Below are 18,018 nucleotides of genomic sequence, written 5' to 3'. Positions count from 1 at the left end.
AATATGGCTTCTATAAAACTTAAATATACTGCAGTTATTATCAGCAGTCTTGTGATGGGAGGGCTTATATCCGTTGGGGCTTACCATTATCTTTTTTCCGCAGACAAGGCTGAAATACAATCATCAGAGCGTAAGGTCCTGTTCTGGTTTGACCCAATGAAACCCGATACCAAGTTCGATAAACCCGGAAAGTCCCCGTTTATGGACATGGACCTGGTACCAAAATATGCGGATGAAGGTGGATCCGGAAACAGTAACGGCATCCGTATCGATCCTACTCAAGTACAAAACCTAGGTCTTAAAACAGAAAAAGTCCGCACAGGGCGCCTGACTTACTCTCAGACGATCCCTGCCACTGTCAGTTTCAACGAATATCAGTTTGTTATTGTCCAGGCCAGATCGGAAGGTTTCATTGAAAAAGTGTATCCGCTCACTATCGGGGATAAAGTCAAAAAAGGCACGCCCCTGATTGACATCACGATCCCTGAGTGGGTCGAGGCTCAGAGCGAGTACCTTTTGCTGTCAGGTACTGGCGGTTCAGCAACGCAACTTAAAGGGGTGCTGGAACGCCTTCGCCTTGCCGGGATGCCAGAAGACGACATCCAGCGCTTACGCAATACGCGGAACATTCAGACGCGCTTCACGATTAAAGCACCTATTGATGGTGTGATCACCGCGTTTGATTTGAGAACGGGGATGAACATTTCAAAAGATAAGGTTGTTGCCCAGATACAGGGGATGGATCCGGTCTGGATTAGCGCCTCGCTACCGGAGTCTATCGCATATTTGCTGAAAGAGACCTCTCAGTTTGAAATTTCTGTCCCGGCTTATCCTGATAGAACGTTCAACATCGAGAAATGGAATATTCTTCCCAGCGTTGACCAAGCCACCCGAACTCTTCAGCTTCGCCTGCAGGTAGACAATAAAGATGAGTTACTGAAACCAGGAATGAATGCCTACTTGAAACTCAACACACAGAGCCAGGATATGTTGCTTATTCCTTCTCAGGCGGTCATCGATACCGGCAAAGAACAACGTGTGATAACTGTAGACAACGAGGGCCGGTTCGTTCCTAAAGTCATCAAGGTTCTGCATGAATCCCAGCGCCAGGCCGGGATTGGTTCTGGCTTGACCGAGGGTGAATCGATTGTCGTCAGCGGCCTCTTCCTCATTGACTCTGAAGCGAACATTTCCGGTGCGCTGGAGCGTATGCGTCATCCAGAGGATCACGCGACTACAGCACCCGAAATAACGGCCCCTTCAGCCAACGCACATTCAGGTCACTGAGGAGACGAAGATGATTGAATGGATTATCAGGCGTTCGGTCGCCAACCGCTTTCTGGTCATGATGGGAGCCCTGTTTCTGAGCATCTGGGGAACCTGGACTATCATCAATACACCAGTAGATGCCCTGCCTGATCTCTCTGATGTTCAGGTTATTATTAAAACCAGTTACCCGGGACAAGCCCCACAGATTGTAGAAAACCAGGTTACCTATCCCCTAACGACCACCATGCTTTCTGTACCCGGAGCAAAGACCGTCCGAGGGTTTTCACAATTCGGTGACTCATACGTTTATGTGATTTTCGAAGACGGCACTGACCTGTACTGGGCAAGATCCCGCGTATTGGAATACCTTAATCAGGTTCAGGGTAAGTTACCTTCAGGGGTCAGTTCCGCGATAGGGCCGGATGCCACTGGAGTGGGCTGGATTTTCGAATATGCTTTGGTGGATCACAGCGGTAAGCATGACCTCTCGGAATTACGTTCTCTGCAGGATTGGTTCCTGAAATATGAGCTGAAAAATATTCCGAATGTGGCAGAAGTTGCCTCTGTGGGCGGCGTTGTCAAACAATACCAGATCCTCGTTGATCCGATGAAACTGGCCCAGTTTGGTGTAAGCCTGCCAGAAGTTAAACAGGCCCTGGACTCCTCTAACCAGGAAGCAGGCGGTGCTTCCGTTGAGATCGCCGAAGCCGAGTACATGGTACGAGCCAGCGGTTATCTGGAAAGCATTGATGACTTTAACAATATTGTCCTCAAGACGGGTGAGAACAGTGTCCCTGTTTACTTAAGGGATGTTGCGCGTGTTCAGATTGGACCAGAAATGCGTCGCGGGATCGCGGAGCTGAATGGTGAGGGTGAGGTTGCGGGCGGCGTGGTCATTCTGCGTTCAGGCAAGAATGCGCGTGAAGTCATTTCTGCAGTAAAGGATAAACTGGAAACACTGAAAAGCAGCCTGCCAGAAGGTGTGGAAGTGGTGACCACTTACGATCGTAGTCAACTGATTGACCGTGCGATTGATAACCTGAGCTATAAACTTCTGGAAGAATTTATTGTGGTTGCCATCGTGTGTGGCCTGTTCCTTTGGCACGTTCGTTCTGCACTGGTTGCCATTATTTCGCTTCCTCTGGGGCTGTGTATTGCCTTTATCATCATGCGTTTCCAGGGGCTAAATGCCAATATCATGTCTCTGGGGGGAATTGCGATTGCTGTTGGGGCCATGGTGGATGCCGCCATCGTCATGATTGAAAATGCGCACAAACGGCTTGAAGAATGGGACCATAGTCACCCTGATCAACAAATTGACAATGAAACTCGCTGGAAAGTGATCACCAATGCTTCTGTTGAAGTTGGACCGGCCCTGTTTATCAGCCTGTTGATCATCACCCTTTCATTCATTCCTATTTTTACCCTTGAAGGACAAGAAGGGCGTTTGTTTGGGCCTCTGGCCTTCACAAAAACCTATGCCATGGCGGGGTCTGCATTACTGGCGATTGTGGTCATTCCTATCCTGATGGGGTATTGGATCAGAGGGAAAATACCGGCAGAAACCAGTAACCCACTGAACCGTTTTCTGATAAAAATTTATCATCCGTTGTTGCTCAAGGTTCTTCACTGGCCAAAAATGACGCTTCTGGTGGCTGCCCTGTCAATTTTTACCGTGATATGGCCACTCAGTAAAATGGGGGGAGAATTTCTGCCTAAAATCAACGAAGGCGATTTGCTGTACATGCCTTCAACGCTACCCGGTGTATCGCCTGGTCAGGCTGCAGCCCTGTTGCAGACGACGGATAAACTGATCAAAACAGTGCCTGAAGTGGCTTCTGTTTTTGGTAAAACGGGTAAAGCAGAAACGGCAACAGACTCTGCACCACTTGAAATGGTGGAAACCACGATCCAACTGAAACCTCAGGACCAGTGGCGACCGGGGATGACGCTTGACAAGATTATTGAAGAGCTCGATGCAACGGTTCGACTACCGGGTCTGGCCAACCTCTGGGTTCCACCTATCCGTAACCGCATTGATATGTTGTCCACCGGTATCAAGAGCCCGATAGGTATTAAAGTATCAGGCACGGTGCTCTCCGATATTGATGTCACGGCTCAGAGTATAGAAGAAGCGGCGAAGACCGTTCCTGGCGTAGTGTCCGCCCTGGCAGAACGCCTGGAAGGTGGACGCTATCTCGATATCGATATTAACCGGGAAAAAGCGGCCAGATATGGCATGACGGTCGGAGACGTGCAGTTGTTTGTCTCGTCTGCCATCGGGGGTGCCATGGTCGGCGAAACAGTGGAAGGAGTGGCTCGTTATCCGATCAACATTCGCTACCCTCAGGGGTTCCGTGATGGGCCTGGCGCATTGAAACAATTACCGATATTGACGCCGACGAAGCAGCAAATCACCTTGGGTGACGTGGCTGATGTGAAGATCATTTCAGGTCCGACCATGCTGAAAACAGAAAATGCCCGTCCTTCAAGCTGGATTTATATCGATGCCCGTGGCCGTGACATGGTATCCGTTGTTAACGACCTTAAAACGGTTATCAGCGAAAAGGTCAAACTTAAACCGGGTACCAGCGTCTCGTTCTCGGGACAGTTCGAATTACTGGAGCATGCCAACAAGAAATTGAAGTTAATGGTGCCCATGACCGTAATGATTATCTTCATTCTGCTTTACTTGGCATTCCGTCGCGTTGATGAAGCGTTGTTGATCCTAATGAGCCTGCCGTTTGCGCTGATTGGCGGTATCTGGTTCCTGTACTGGCAGGGATTCCATATGTCCGTTGCAACGGGTACGGGGTTTATCGCACTGACTGGGGTAGCTGCAGAGTTTGGCGTAGTGATGCTGATGTATTTACGTCAGGCTATTGAAGCAGACCCTAAATTGTCCAAGCCAGAAACATTCACGCGTGAAGGTCTTGATAACGCGCTTTATCACGGTGCTGTACTGCGTGTTCGTCCGAAAGCCATGACGGTCGCGGTCATCATTGCTGGACTGTTACCGATCCTGTGGGGGACTGGGGCAGGTTCAGAAGTCATGAGTCGAATTGCTGCCCCGATGATTGGAGGGATGATCACGGCCCCTTTGCTGTCCATGTTTATCATTCCGGCAGCCTATAAATTAATCTGGCTGCGTCGGCATAAAAATTAATCATGTAAATCAGCGGGAATATCGGCTTCAGAGCCGAGCTCCCGCCATCACCCTTCTCTGTCCGGATAATAAAATCCGTGCGGATAACATACAGAGGATAGTATGAAAAAAGTGTTATTAATGGCCATCATGTTCGCGTCCTCCCTGCCAGTATTCGCGGGTGAAAAAGTCATCGACTTATACAAGTCTGAAAGTTGTGGTTGCTGTACGCAATGGGGTCAAGTTATGGAAAAACAGGGCTACCAAGTTAACACTCACGTTATGAACGAGAGCGACCTCACCGCATTAAAGGATAAATATGCAGTTCCTACGGACTTAAGAAGCTGCCATATGGCCACTTCAGGCAATTTAATCATTGAGGGACATGTGCCTGCGGAGGCTGTCAGCAAAGCCTTAATTCCAGGTTCTGGTATCTATGGCCTTGCAACACCAGGGATGCCAGCCGGAAGTCCGGGCATGGAAATGGGAGATAAAAAAGATCCCTATAACGTCATTGCGTTTGAAAAGAATGGTTCACAGCGGGTATACCAGCGCATTGAGTAACCTGGCACCTGGAATTTTCAGCCAGCCCTATATTCCGGTCTGGCTGAATACCATAAAGGTAATTACAACTAAATCACAGAGACATTCGTGGTATCAGTGGCAATGACATATCCTGAAGAGAGTTGTTTGCGCATGTCAAACAGGTCAAGTAAACGTAAGGAGAAATAACGTGAATAAAAAAGGGTACGAAATCCCTGATACCGGTGAGACTTCCGAGCTTTCTCAAGCGCTACCCGAAAAAAAACGGGCTGCGAAAACTGTCCAGGATCCTGTTTGCGGTATGCCTGTAGATCCTGAAAAATCCGGGTTCAGCATGTCCTATCAGGATAGGCAGTTTTTCTTTTGTTCTGCTTCATGTGAATCAAAGTTCAAAACAGATCCTGAGCATTACATCCACGCTAACTCAGCCCCCTCCCCAGAGCAAAAACATTCCCTACATCATCACTCGCCTATCAGTATGCCTAAACCAGACGTCAGTCATACCAGCGGTGCCGTCTGGACCTGTCCCATGCATCCGGAAATCAGGCGCAGCAAGCCCGGAGGTTGCCCTATTTGTGGGATGGCACTTGAACCTCTGATTGTCACTGCTGATGCAGGTCCGAGTGACGAATTCCGAGATATGACGCGGCGTTTTTGGATCGGTGTATTACTGTCTCTGCCTATCCTTGTTCTGGAGATGGGCGTCCATTTATCAGAAATTCTATCCCGGCTTATCTCGCCAATATTATCAGTCTGGATCCAACTCTTTCTTGCCACTCCGGTTGTTCTGTGGTGTGGCTGGCCTTTCTTTGAGCGTGCCTGGTCATCTATACAAAACCGTTCACTGAATATGTTCACCCTTGTAGCAATGGGGACCGGTGTAGCTTGGCTTTATAGCGTCATTGCGACTGTTTTCCCGACCCTATTCCCTCCCTCCTTCAGAAATACAGACGGTGTGGGCGTGGTTGCTGTTTATTTCGAAGCCGCGGCTGTCATTACCGTACTCGTTCTACTGGGGCAAGTACTTGAACTTCGAGCCAGAGAGCAGACCACTGGGGCAATAAAAGCCCTACTGAACCTTTCGCCTAAAACAGCCAGACGAATTAAGCCAGATGGCCAGGAAGAAGATATCAGTATCGATGACGTGCTTCGGGGGGATCGGCTCAGAGTAAGACCCGGAGAAAGTGTGCCTGTTGATGGTGTTGTCGAGAATGGCAACTCCTCCATTGATGAGTCCATGGTGACCGGTGAATCGATGCCTGTCACAAGGAGGGCTGAGGACAATGTCATTGGCGGGACCATTAACCAGACGGGAAGTCTGATTATTCGTGCAGAAAAGGTGGGCAGCGAGACGATGCTTGCCAGAATAGTGCAGATGGTGGCTGACGCCCAGCGTTCACGCGCACCAATTCAGCGCATGGCAGACAAAGTGTCAGGATGGTTTGTCCCCTTGGTAATTGGTATTGCCATTCTGTCATTCATTATCTGGGGGATATGGGGGCCCGATCCCAGGTTCGCTCATGGATTGATCGCTGCTGTTTCGGTATTAATCATTGCCTGTCCCTGTGCACTGGGATTGGCTACCCCAATGTCTATTATGGTGGGGGTTGGTAAAGGTGCGCAATCTGGTGTGCTCATCAAAAATGCAGAAGCACTTGAGCATATGGAAAAAATTGACACGCTAGTTGTTGATAAGACAGGAACACTGACAGAAGGTGCGCCCTCCGTCACCGCTATCATTTCTTTAACGCGTGGTGGCGAAGATGCACTTCTCAGGATCACTGCGGCTGTCGAAAAGTCGTCTCAGCACCCATTAGGTCAGGCTGTCGTCGCGGCAGCCATAAAAAAAGGCATTGAAATTCCTGACGTCAGCGATTTTGATGCACCTACCGGAAAGGGTGTCCTCGGAAAGGTCGAGGGCAAAGTGGTGGTGATTGGTAACGCGGTTGCAATGCATGAAAATGGTATTTCAACTGAAAACCAGCTAGAAGTGGCTGACTCCTTACGCAGGGAGGGCGCAACGGTCATTTATGTGGCTATCGAGGGGATTTTAGCAGGAATGATGGCTATCGCCGATCCCATCAAAAAGTCCACATATGGTGCACTAAAATCTCTTCAGAAAGAGGGGATCCGGATCGTGATGTTAACGGGGGATAACAGACTGACCGCTGAAGCTGTTGCCCGAAAGTTAGGTATTGACGACGTGGAGGCTGATGTACTTCCTGAGGGAAAAAGTGCCATTGTGGCTCGCCTCAAACAAGAAGGCAAAATCGTTGCCATGGCCGGTGATGGGGTCAATGATGCACCCGCTCTGGCTGCTGCAGATGTAGGGATTGCAATGGGGACAGGTACGGATGTTGCCATAGAAAGTGCTGGCATAACGCTTCTCAAAGGGGATCTCTCGGGGATTCTGAAAGCTCGACGGCTGTCTGAAGCGACCATGGCTAATATTCGTCAGAACCTGTTCTTTGCATTTATCTACAACGCACTGGGCGTACCTGTGGCTGCAGGACTGCTATATCCATTTTATGGTGTATTGCTATCCCCGATAATCGCTGCTGCAGCAATGGCGTTGTCATCCGTAAGTGTGATCGCCAACTCGCTTAGGTTAAAAGGGACCGATCTCGATAGCTGAGTATTATCCTGGGAATAAACCCGGATGACTAGGAGGAAAATCATGAAAAATGGCACACTGGCTCTTATTGCCCTGATCGCTATATTGGTATTTGCCCTTATCAGGGAGCTCTGGGAGCATGTCGCTGGCTACTGGCCCTATCTGATCCTACTTTTGTGTCCGCTCATGCACTTTTTCCATGGGCACGGAAATGGGCATAGTCATCAAGGGAAGGACCCTTCCGACAAAAAATAAAGACGTTCGGGGTCAACCATTGCCCCCGAACATTAATCCAGAAATCGCTCATACTGCTGTATGTGTGCGTATACATGTTTCTCCAGTGGACCGAGTCTCGGTTTCTGTGGACGAAAGGCCAGAGAATCAACGGGATTATCCTGAACCAGTAATTCATAATGCAAATGGGGTCCGGAAGAACGACCACTGTTTCCTGACAAAGCGATCTTCGAACCGCTACTAACACGTTGACCTTTTTTTACCAGGATTTTATTGAGATGGAGGTATCGGGTCTTAACCCCCGACTTGCCTGCCACTTCCACATAGTACCCCATTGAGCTGTGATACTCTGCTTTCATCACGGTTCCGCTGATGACACTGACTACTTTTGTGTTCATCGGCATAGAGTAATCGATACCATTGTGTGGACTGATTTTACCCGATACAGGATTAATACGGGCTGGGTTGAAAGAAGAACTAAGACGGGCGGAAGGCGGTTTTGGATAAGCCAGGTTTGTTAATTGGAGGTCGCGCCCTAATTTATAAAAATCAGCATCTGAAATTCGGTACGCAATATATTCTGTTTTCCCTGAAGATAATTTATAGGCTACCACTCGAGATTTTCCGGATTTTTCTCCGACCACAAGTCTTATAGTTTCATTTCTTTTAAGTTGTTTTAAATTGATGGTGTCTGGAATAGATCTCTTGAGTGCAGCTATTTCACCCGTTCCAAGACCGGAACGGGTAGCCGTGATATAAAAGTCATCCTTAATAACATCAGTGGAATACATGTACTAGATTCTCTGGTAATATAATCATTCCTCGCTATTCTAAGGGGGATAGGGTCATCTGTCATCATTAATTACAGGAAATGGAACCACAGATGGTCATAATATTTGTAACATATCTTTTATACGTTATCTTGCAAAAAATCCTGACCCTCTACGACAAGCCGGATGACGATTGATTTTTGCGCTTGTCGCGGCTCGGAGGACTCATGCCCTCTCGATTTAGAGCCGCATTCTGTCTGGCTTTATCTGCCAGTTTTACCCGTTCAGCGTCAGAAAGTGCTTCAGAGGCGGCAAAAAGCCTGGCTAGACCATCGCTGACTCTTACATTTAACAATTCATCGATTTTCATATTAAACTCCTTTAAAATCAATATTATTTCGCAAGTCCGCGCTGAAGACAACAGGTAAATTCAGAGGAAATACGCATTAACACCTCATCGAAAATCAGTACGTAAAGCTAGAGAGGCAATTCAATCTGCATAAGCAGCCCGAATTTTTTCTGCCTGCATCTGGTGAGCCGGGGCAGCAGCATTATTGACTTGTTCATGCACAAGTGCAGCCCGATCGGCTGCATTTAAATCAGAATAGGAAACCGGATCTGGTTTATTTTCTTCCTGCGCTAACATTTTCTTATGAGACTCAATTATTTTCTGGTGGGCATATGAGTTGCTGTTATTCATAAATGAATGTGCAACGATAGCTCGCTCATGTTCATTCATTTCAGAAAATGACTTTGACCTACTTTTATTTACACTTAGTGAATCTTCTTTATGAATGGAGGCATTAACATGTGAAACCGCAGACGCGTTATTAACGAACTTATGAGCATTTAATGCCTGTTCACTGGTATTAGCAAAAGAAGTACCTATGGAAAGTGTAGAAAGCATGGTAATAAGAATTATTCTATTCATGAGACTTTTCCTTCATTATTTATATCGGTAATCAGAGTGTGATTAAAATAATACTTCATTTATAAAGACTGTGCGAAAAATGACGTAAATGTAATGAAGATAATTAAACCCTTCAACATTACGCGATTGTAATGATTATGTTGTTTTTTTTATGTTAGCTTCATTTTCAGTTTTCAAAGTACAGAGGGCAGCTCACGAATTGCTCGTATCACTCTCAAAAGGAGAAAGTTAATGCAGTTAAAAACTTCACGACGCTCTTTCATCAAAGGACTCACTGTCACCGGCGTTACCTGCAGCCTCGGCGTGTGGAGTTTTAATGCACGATCCAACCTAAACCTTCCTCTGCCACAGACACTACGGGGCACCCGTTTTGATCTGACGATCAGTGAAACCCCGGTCAACATCACGGGAAGCAACCGGCAGGCCAAAACCATTAATGGTGGCCTGCCCGGGCCAACATTGCGGTGGAGGGAAGGTGACAAAGTCACTCTCAGGGTCAAGAACAAACTGGATGAGCACACGTCCATTCACTGGCACGGCATTATTCTGCCCGCCAACATGGATGGCGTTCCAGGGCTCAGTTTTGCGGGTATCGAGCCAGACGAGACCTATGTCTATACCTTCCAGGTCAATCAAAACGGCACTTACTGGTACCACAGTCATTCAGGTTTGCAAGAACAGGAAGGCGTTTATGGTGCCATCATCATTGATGCCCGTGAGCCAGAACCGTTTCAGTATGACCGTGAGCATGTTGTCATGCTGACCGACTGGACGGATGAAAACCCTCAACGCCTGCTGAGCAAGCTCAAAAAGCAGTCTGATTATTACAACTTCAATAAACCCACGGTGGGTTCCTTTTTCAAGGATGTCAACACCAAAGGGCTCTCGGCCACGATTGCCGATCGCAAAATGTGGGCGCAGATGAAAATGAACCCAACGGACCTGGCTGACGTCAGCGGGTATACCTATACCTATCTGATGAATGGGCAAGCCCCCTTGAATAACTGGACGGGGCTGTTCACGCGAGGAGAGAAAATTCGCCTCAGATTTATTAATGGCTCCGCAATGACCTATTTTGACGTGCGCATTCCGGGCCTGAAGATGACCATTGTCGCTGCGGACGGCCAGTATGTAGAACCCGTCAGCGTTGACGAGTTCAGAATTGCTGTTGCTGAAACGTACGATGTCATCGTCGAGCCAACCGAAGATGCCTGCACCATTTTTGCGCAGTCCATGGATCGCACGGGTTACGCCCGTGGAACACTCGCTATACGTGAAGGGCTCAGTGCACGCATACCCCCTCTGGATCCACGGCCCGTTTTAACCATGGATGACATGGGGATGGGAGGGATGGATCATAGCCAGATGGCAGGAATGGCGGGGGGTGATCAGATGATGAGCATGGATGGTGCTGATATGGCGCAGCCAGAGTCATCGTCGTCACCGATGGACCACAGTAACATGGCCGGAATGGACCATTCCCAGATGGCGGGTATGCCAGGCATGCAGAGCCACCCGGCGTCTGAGGATAATAATCCTCTCGTCGATATGCAGGCTATGAGTGTGTCTCCCAAGCTGAACGATCCGGGTCTCGGGCTCAGAAACAATGGCCGTAAAGTGCTCACCTATTCCGATCTTAAAAGTACGTTTGAAGATCCCGATGGCCGGGAGCCCACACGAACGATAGAACTTCATCTGACAGGCCATATGGAAAAATTTGCCTGGTCATTTAACGGCATCAAGTTCTCCGATGCAGGGCCTCTACTGCTTAAATACGGTGAACGCATCAGGATCGTCCTTGTCAACGACACCATGATGACTCACCCAATCCATCTGCACGGCATGTGGAGCGATCTTGAAGATGAAAACGGTAATTTTTTAGTCCGTAAACACACGATTGATATGCCACCAGGCACTAAACGCAGCTACAGGGTCACGGCTGACGCACTGGGTCGTTGGGCTTATCACTGCCATCTTCTTTATCACATGGAAATGGGAATGTTTCGTGAAGTTCGGGTTGATGAATGAGGAGAATGAATGTGAATACGTGGAATTTTAAACACCTCATGGTTGGGATGTTGTTCTCTCCCCTGGCGTATGCAGGGCAGCATACTTCAGTCTCCTCTCATGCGGGTCATGATATGTCCGCCATGCAGCAACCGACCGATACAGAAGACATGGGTATGACCGCCATGGAGCCGGTGATAACGGAGAGTCGCGCACCTATCCGCCCCATTACGGATGAGGACAGGAAAGCCGCATTCAACGATCTTCAGGGACACAAAGTTCATGACAGCGGCATCAATTATTTCATTCTGCTTGACCAGTTGGAATGGCAAAGAAGCAATACCGACAATATTTTCAGTTGGAGTGTCAACAGTTGGGTTGGCGGAGATATCGATCGGCTATGGATTAAAAGTGAAGGTAAACGCGTCAGCGGTAAAACGGAAAGTGCAGAAGCCCAGTTATTATGGGGGCATGCCATCGGTCCCTGGTGGGATCTGGTCGCGGGGATCCGGCAGGATTTTCGCCCCTCATCACCACAGACATGGGGCGCAATAGGCTTCCAGGGACTGGCCCTCTATAACTTTGAATCGGAGATCACTGCCTTCGTGGGGAGCGGCGGTAAAGCAGCCCTTCGCCTGGGGGGAGAGTACGATATTTTATTCACCAACCGACTTATTCTCCAACCCTCTTACGAGGTCAACTTCTACAGTCAGAATGATGAATCACGAGGAATAGGCAGTGGACTGTCCGATACCGAACTCGGCCTCAGATTGCGTTATGAGGTTCGCCGTGAATTTGCACCCTACATCGGTGTTTCATGGGATCAGCGTTATGGAAATTCATCAGATTTTGCAAAAAATGACGGCGAGAAGGACAGCGAGTTTGTCTTTCTGGCAGGTGTCAGAGTGTGGTTTTAATTAACCGAATCATTTAAGGGGAAAGTGTATGCGTCTATTTCATCAGGCTGTACTGGCTTCAGGGTTAACTGTTGGTCTTGTTTTTTCGGCAATGGCACATCCTGAATTAAAAAGTTCCGAACCACAGGCGAATGCCACGGTTTCATCACCTACAAAAATCGAACTGAATTTTACAGAAAACCTGGCCACTAAATTTTCGGGAGCAAAATTAACCATGACAGGAATGAAAGGCATGGCCTCTCATTCACCTATGTCCATGGCTGCCAAAGTATCACCGGGTAGCAACCCTAAATCCATGGTTGTCACCCCTCGTGAACCGTTACCGGCAGGAACATACCGTGTTGATTGGCGTGCGGTATCCTCCGATACCCATCCTATTACCGGAAACTACTCCTTCTCTGTGAAGTAATCGATATGAACGACCAAATAATGATTATAGTTCGATTTTTCCTGTATCTCGATTTGATGCTTATTTTTGGGCTACCTTTTTTCGAGATATATGGAATAAATAAAACACGACGTGAAACAGGATCAGTCATTCATTTCAGGTCGTTCATATTCTTTGCGATCATTTCAGGTATTGTGCTGACATTTTTTAATATGCTTCTCGTCTCAAATGCCATGAGTGGTGTGACGGACTTCAGAGAGTTATCAATACATATTATAGAAATGGTTATTGAGGAAACAGAAGTGGGTGTCAGTTGGGTTATTCGCCTGATTGCACTTTTTATCGCGCTCTCAGGTATTTTACTGTATGAGCGTAACCAGCAGGTTTCACGCTGGATAACCACCCTGGCGGGCACCGTAGCTTTGGCTACACTCGCGTGGGGAGGGCATGCGGTAATGCACGACGGCATACACTACTACCTTCATTTATTCAGCGATCTTGTTCATCTTGTCGCCGCAGGGACATGGGTAGGAGCTCTGGCAGCCTTTGCCATACTGTTGCTACGTAAAGGTAACCATAACAAGCTGTTTGTTGAGGTTGTCTCGGAGTCGCTGGCCGGATTTGCTACAGCAGGGACGATTATTGTCGTGGCATTGAGCCTCAGTGCCGCAGTCAACTATGTGTATATTACCGAAGGCGTTCTTTCCGTCCTTGTAAACAGCTCTTGGGGGCTATTGCTGCTTGCAAAAACCGGGCTCTTTGGCCTCATGCTGTTGCTGGCAGCAGCAAACAGGTTTCACCTTGGCCCACGATTGGAACGAACTGTCAGTATGGGAGAATACAGTAAAAGTATCTCTTTAATGCGTCGAAGTATTCTGACAGAATTCTTTATTGCCATAATTATCCTTGCAGCAGTGGCCTGGCTGGGAATGTTGTCTCCTTCCGCCATGGGCGAATAAAGAAACAGCTTGGAGAACAAGTACATAATGCAGAATATCCTCATTGTGGAAGATGAAATAAAAACAGGCAGTTACCTGCAGCAGGGACTGGAAGAGGTCGGCTATCAGGTGGATCTCTTTCACGATGGCCGTGAAGGTTTGAATGCCTTACTGAAAGGCCACTATGAGTTGATTATTCTGGACGTCATGCTGCCGAGCCTAAATGGTTGGCAAATCATCGACGAGATGCGTCAATCCGGCCATGAAGAACCCGTTTTGTTTCTCACTGCGAAAGATAATGTCCAGGATAAAGTGAAGGGACTGGAACTGGGCGCGGATGATTATCTGATCAAACCCTTTGATTTTGCGGAACTGGTCGCCCGGGTACGAACACTGCTGCGCAGAACTCGTGCCCTTGGCCCGACAGTATGCAGTCTGGCTGACTTGACGGTGGATATGGTACGCCGGACAGTAATGCGCTCTGGAAAACGAATTCATCTGACGTCAAAAGAATATATTCTGCTGGAATTATTATTACAGAGAACGGGAGAGGTCCTCCCCCGGAGCCTGATATCGTCGCTGGTATGGAACATGAATTTCGACAGTGACACGAACGTGATAGATGTCGCAGTGCGTCGTTTGCGAAGCAAAATTGATGATGATTTTGAACCTAAATTAATACATACCGTACGGGGTACTGGTTATGTCTTGGAGATAAAAGAAGAGTGAAAAAAAAGTTCTCCCTAACAACACGATTGAGCCTTGTTTTTTCCATTTTCATGCTTTCGGTATGGTGGTTATCAAGTTTTTTGCTGATTACTGCACTTAATAGTTACTTTGATAACCAAGATAAGGAATTTATTCTCGGCAAATTACAACTCACTGAAGAGTTATTGAAATCTGAAACTATTAGCTCTCACGAAAATATAAACCCTCTTTATGATAAAATTAATGACGCAATGATTGGTCATGCAGGTTTGTTTATTTCAATAAGAAATTCAGATAATGAAAAGATTATTGATGCATATTCGAAGAATACCCCAATTCCAGAAAATCTGTTAAATAATTCAGGGGGGACTCTGAATAATATGCTGCAAAATAGAGAGAACGGGACGATATACCGGAGTATTTCTCAGCGTGTTAGCCTACCTCAGTCTACTGGGCAAGATAAGCATTTCATCATTACCGTCGCCACGGATACCGGTTTTCACTCCCAGTTTATGGATAAGCTGGGAAACTGGCTGTTCTGGTTTAATTTTGGGTTGCTATTTATTTCAGTTTTCCTTGGCTGGCTTACCACACGGCTTGGTCTGAAACCGCTGAGGGAAATGACACGTCTGGCATCCGGGATCACCATTAATAATCTTGATCAGCGCCTGGATCCTGATTCTGCACCGTCTGAAATAGCCGGAACAATGCGAGAATTTAACAACATGCTGGACAGATTAGAGGGGTCATTCCGACGATTGTCAGACTTTTCTTCTGACATTGCTCACGAACTGCGTACACCTGTCAGTAATCTGATGATGCAGACTCAGTTTGCACTTGCGAAAGAAAGAGATGCAGAACATTATCGCGAGATCCTTTTTTCTAATCTGGATGAACTCAAACGTTTGTCCCGGATGAGCAGTGACATGCTTTTTCTGGCCAGGTCAGAACATGGCCTTCTGCAACTGGATAAAAAGAATGTTGATCTAGCCAGGGAACTAAAAGACCTCATTGAGCTGTTCGAACCACTGGCAACGGAAACTGAGAAAGAAATGACCCTGAGTGGCTCAGGAATAGCTCAAGCAGATCCAGACATGCTTCGCCGGGCGTTCAGCAATCTGCTGTCGAATGCGATTAAATATTCACCTGATAAGTCGGATATTACTGTCAAGATTGAAGGGGACGAAGAACGGACGATCATTAGCTTCATTAATACTGCTTCAGGCATTTCCGCCGCGAATATTGACCGGTTGTTTGACCGTTTTTACAGAGCAGACTCTTCAAGGGTTCACAACACGGAAGGCACAGGTCTTGGGCTGTCGATAACACGTTCCATAATCAATACGCATGGCGGAGATTTATCAGTGGAGCAGCAGGGAAGAGAAATATTATTCAGGGTCTGTTTATTTCGACAAAGTAAACTGAAGAAACAATAAAATCCCAGAAAACAAGGAGGACGAAATGTGTCCTTGATGAGTGACAAAAATGTCATCATCCCGTCACGCGTTAAACAGAACCGAGTGTTTATACTCAACAGCAAATCAGGATAACAGCGGAATATGATGTTTCGCTTCAGGCCTGAACTGAGAAAGAAACTGAGGGTAGCGCGCCATAAATTAACGTTGGATAAATGGAATGCGAACCACCTACTGACGATTGCTGGAGAGTTTACACCATGAAGAAAATTATTATTGCTGCCGCTGTTGCCTTGACCTTTGTTTCCTCAGCCTGGGCCGCCGAAACCGTGAATGCCCATGACCAGGTCAAGAATGCCCAAGCGATGGCACACCAAAATATGTCAACCACACAGGGTTCTGCGGTGCAGGGTTCTGGTGTGAAAATGGCGGATATGGATGAACATGGCAAAGCTGCCATGTCGCATGAAACCATGAACAATGGCAGTGCACCTGCGCATCAGGATATGGCAGAAATGCACAAGAAAATGATGGACGATATGGCACCGAATGACAAAGCTAAATCAAAAGCATTCGCAGAAATGGACGAGCATGAAAAAGCCGCCGTCGTCCATGAGAAAGCCAATAATGGGCAATCATCCGCAATTCATCAGCAACAGGCCGAAAGACATCGTAGCCAAGTTAAGACTAACTGATCCTGCCCCTAACTGTGTGTCCCCATGTTAATGCCGCTTTATGATGGCATTTTCCCCGACTGCAGGGGCTTTGTTTTGACTTCGTCCCCCGCCAGTGGGGACTTTTTTATAGCCAGTTGCCCTGTTTCTCAGATTTACTATGATGAAAACGTAAGCGAATGAGATATCGCTTTAATAGCTTTCAGACCCGAACCAAAACGTACGATGGCATCCCTGTTCTTTTCAAGCTCACTGTAAGGCAGATAGGAAATGTTTAAATCCGTGATCCTACTGAAGGCGGGGCGCTGTAGTTGATTTCTAACATCTTTTTCACGCGCATCGGGAGCAACCAGAAATAAAGCTGTTGAGGCAGAGAAATCATTTCCGTTCAGTGCCAGATCCAACATCCGGACAATGCCCGAATAAATTGACGTAGAATGCTCCACTTCAAATGCTGCGATAACCATACCCCCTTCAGGAGCAAACCAGAGTACATCGATTAACCTCGTCGCTTCAGCCCCCTTCACGGTTGTCATGGATTCTGGCAGGCACTCAAGGCATCCTCTGGAAAGGGGGATACCTTCGTGTTGACGCCCTCGGTCATTAGAAGCAATCCAGACATCATACCCAAGGCCTTTACCGATATCTCGCAGCCATGCCTGTATTTCGCTGTGTGTCCGTTCGTTTTCGCCCTCCTGACGCATCGCCTTGCTCAGTTCTTTTGCATTAATGGCTTCCTGCAGATGTGTATTCCAGTCTTCAACAGCGGAACTCGAATCTTCCAGAGGAGGGGCCGGGTAACGGCCTGAACCAATATCAAAAAGAAGCCCAGCAATAGCACCCAGATCGTTAGAAAGTAAATCACGATAACGGGCATTCAATGTAAGAACACCTTCCCTCATTGCAAGAAAGTGCGCCCAACTTCCCAGTTTGACCCGGGCCCCGGTAAGTGCGTTGAATCCTTTGACTATCGCGGTGTTAAAAGGCGGTACATGGGTAGGGTGCAAGAAGTAAAGGAGGTTTGCGACTGCGGGCCCAAGCCCCTTTATCTTCACATTATCAATGGTCTGAATATGGCGGATAATCTCATCAGCCTGCCCGGAACACGAACACGCCTGAAGCAGACGACCGAAAGCTTTCTGATTATGCGGATTTTCATAGATATCAGGAATGCGAAGTTTGGGTTTCCAAAGAAATGCGTGATCCGCCCCTTTGAATATTTGTTTTTGTTCAGCAACTGAATGCACTATAGTCTCAAGAGATGAACCGCGGTATGCCACCCCAAATGTTCCCTGTTCTATCTCATCCACAACAACGCTGATGCCGTTCCGGATCGACCGAAAATTCTTCAAGCGCTTATCCCATAAGAACCATGTGTGATAAGTGGCCTGAGGATCATGCCGCCATTGTTCAATTAAATGACGAATATGTTTCTGGTGATTCATCTCCATTGAAGAACCTTTTG

The 18,018-nt window shown here is 47.5% G+C and carries 16 protein-coding genes; 12 read left to right on the top strand and 4 right to left on the bottom strand.

Translation table 11 applies throughout. The annotated features are described in order from the left end of the window. Nucleotides 1–3: 3 nt before the first annotated feature. The 5 genes from I2123_RS04005 to I2123_RS03985 all read left to right on the top strand — a co-directional run bounded on the left by I2123_RS04005 (nucleotide 4) and on the right by I2123_RS03985 (nucleotide 7,826). A complete protein-coding gene (locus tag I2123_RS04005) occupies nucleotides 4–1,287 on the top strand; it encodes an efflux RND transporter periplasmic adaptor subunit (RefSeq protein ID WP_046051765.1) in 1,284 nt (427 codons plus the stop codon). A 10-nt stretch (nucleotides 1,288–1,297) separates the two neighbouring features. Next, on the top strand, nucleotides 1,298–4,435 hold the full coding sequence (locus I2123_RS04000) for a CusA/CzcA family heavy metal efflux RND transporter (protein WP_046051766.1): 3,138 nt from the start codon (nucleotides 1,298–1,300) through the stop codon (nucleotides 4,433–4,435). A 102-nt stretch (nucleotides 4,436–4,537) separates the two neighbouring features. Beyond that, nucleotides 4,538–4,978, top strand: coding sequence for a DUF411 domain-containing protein (locus I2123_RS03995; protein WP_046051767.1), 441 nt, complete (start codon nucleotides 4,538–4,540; stop codon nucleotides 4,976–4,978). A gap of 169 nt (nucleotides 4,979–5,147) precedes the next feature. Next, nucleotides 5,148–7,592, top strand: a complete 2,445-nt coding sequence (locus tag I2123_RS03990; RefSeq protein ID WP_318526890.1) for a heavy metal translocating P-type ATPase — start codon at nucleotides 5,148–5,150, stop codon at nucleotides 7,590–7,592. Nucleotides 7,593–7,634: 42 nt separating this feature from the next. Further along, nucleotides 7,635–7,826 carry a DUF2933 domain-containing protein gene (locus I2123_RS03985; protein WP_046051768.1) on the top strand — a complete coding sequence of 64 codons (192 nt, stop codon included), beginning with the start codon at nucleotides 7,635–7,637 and terminating at the stop codon, nucleotides 7,824–7,826. A gap of 32 nt (nucleotides 7,827–7,858) precedes the next feature. Here the strand turns inward: I2123_RS03985 and I2123_RS03980 are convergent, their stop codons facing one another. From I2123_RS03980 to I2123_RS03970, 3 genes are all read right to left on the bottom strand, one after another. Further along, nucleotides 7,859–8,596: a peptidoglycan DD-metalloendopeptidase family protein gene (locus I2123_RS03980; RefSeq protein ID WP_046051769.1), complete on the bottom strand. Its 738-nt coding sequence runs from the start codon at nucleotides 8,594–8,596 to the stop codon at nucleotides 7,859–7,861. A 151-nt stretch (nucleotides 8,597–8,747) separates the two neighbouring features. Then, nucleotides 8,748–8,945: a hypothetical protein gene (locus I2123_RS03975; protein ID WP_046051770.1), complete on the bottom strand. Its 198-nt coding sequence runs from the start codon at nucleotides 8,943–8,945 to the stop codon at nucleotides 8,748–8,750. A gap of 120 nt (nucleotides 8,946–9,065) precedes the next feature. Continuing rightward, on the bottom strand, nucleotides 9,066–9,506 hold the full coding sequence (locus I2123_RS03970; RefSeq protein WP_046051771.1) for a hypothetical protein: 441 nt from the start codon (nucleotides 9,504–9,506) through the stop codon (nucleotides 9,066–9,068). 231 nt (nucleotides 9,507–9,737) lie between these two features. On the opposite strand from I2123_RS03970, the gene I2123_RS03965 reads away from it, so the two are divergent. From I2123_RS03965 to I2123_RS03935, 7 genes are all read left to right on the top strand, one after another. Continuing rightward, a complete protein-coding gene (locus I2123_RS03965; protein WP_046051772.1) occupies nucleotides 9,738–11,534 on the top strand; it encodes a copper resistance system multicopper oxidase in 1,797 nt (598 codons plus the stop codon). After that, nucleotides 11,531–12,430, top strand: coding sequence for a copper resistance protein B (locus I2123_RS03960; RefSeq protein ID WP_046051773.1), 900 nt, complete (start codon nucleotides 11,531–11,533; stop codon nucleotides 12,428–12,430). The genes I2123_RS03965 and I2123_RS03960 overlap by 4 nt, the downstream gene beginning before the upstream one ends. 28 nt (nucleotides 12,431–12,458) lie before the next feature. Further along, on the top strand, nucleotides 12,459–12,839 hold the full coding sequence (gene copC, locus I2123_RS03955; protein ID WP_046051774.1) for a copper homeostasis periplasmic binding protein CopC: 381 nt from the start codon (nucleotides 12,459–12,461) through the stop codon (nucleotides 12,837–12,839). A gap of 5 nt (nucleotides 12,840–12,844) precedes the next feature. After that, complete coding sequence (gene copD, locus I2123_RS03950; protein ID WP_046051775.1) at nucleotides 12,845–13,777, top strand: copper homeostasis membrane protein CopD; 933 nt, start codon at nucleotides 12,845–12,847, stop codon at nucleotides 13,775–13,777. A gap of 27 nt (nucleotides 13,778–13,804) precedes the next feature. Next, nucleotides 13,805–14,485 (top strand): heavy metal response regulator transcription factor, encoded by a 681-nt coding sequence (locus tag I2123_RS03945; protein ID WP_046051776.1) that lies wholly within the window; start codon nucleotides 13,805–13,807, stop codon nucleotides 14,483–14,485. Next, the gene (locus I2123_RS03940; protein ID WP_046051777.1) at nucleotides 14,482–15,900 is read left to right on the top strand and encodes a heavy metal sensor histidine kinase; all 1,419 of its coding nucleotides are present in this window, start codon (nucleotides 14,482–14,484) and stop codon (nucleotides 15,898–15,900) included. The genes I2123_RS03945 and I2123_RS03940 overlap by 4 nt, the downstream gene beginning before the upstream one ends. Nucleotides 15,901–16,139: 239 nt before the next feature. Then, nucleotides 16,140–16,574, top strand: a complete 435-nt coding sequence (locus I2123_RS03935; protein WP_046051778.1) for a hypothetical protein — start codon at nucleotides 16,140–16,142, stop codon at nucleotides 16,572–16,574. A 137-nt stretch (nucleotides 16,575–16,711) separates the two neighbouring features. Here I2123_RS03935 and I2123_RS03930 read toward each other — a convergent pair whose 3' ends face one another. Then, nucleotides 16,712–18,004 carry a type II restriction endonuclease gene (locus I2123_RS03930; protein ID WP_213051837.1) on the bottom strand — a complete coding sequence of 431 codons (1,293 nt, stop codon included), beginning with the start codon at nucleotides 18,002–18,004 and terminating at the stop codon, nucleotides 16,712–16,714. Between the last annotated feature and the right edge of the window lie 14 nt (nucleotides 18,005–18,018).

The sequence above is a fragment of the Rahnella inusitata genome, assembly GCF_018288855.1.
GTDB lineage: Bacteria > Pseudomonadota > Gammaproteobacteria > Enterobacterales > Enterobacteriaceae > Rahnella > Rahnella inusitata.
Note: the sequence above shows the minus strand (reverse complement) of the source record. Positions and strands in the feature narration are given on the sequence as shown.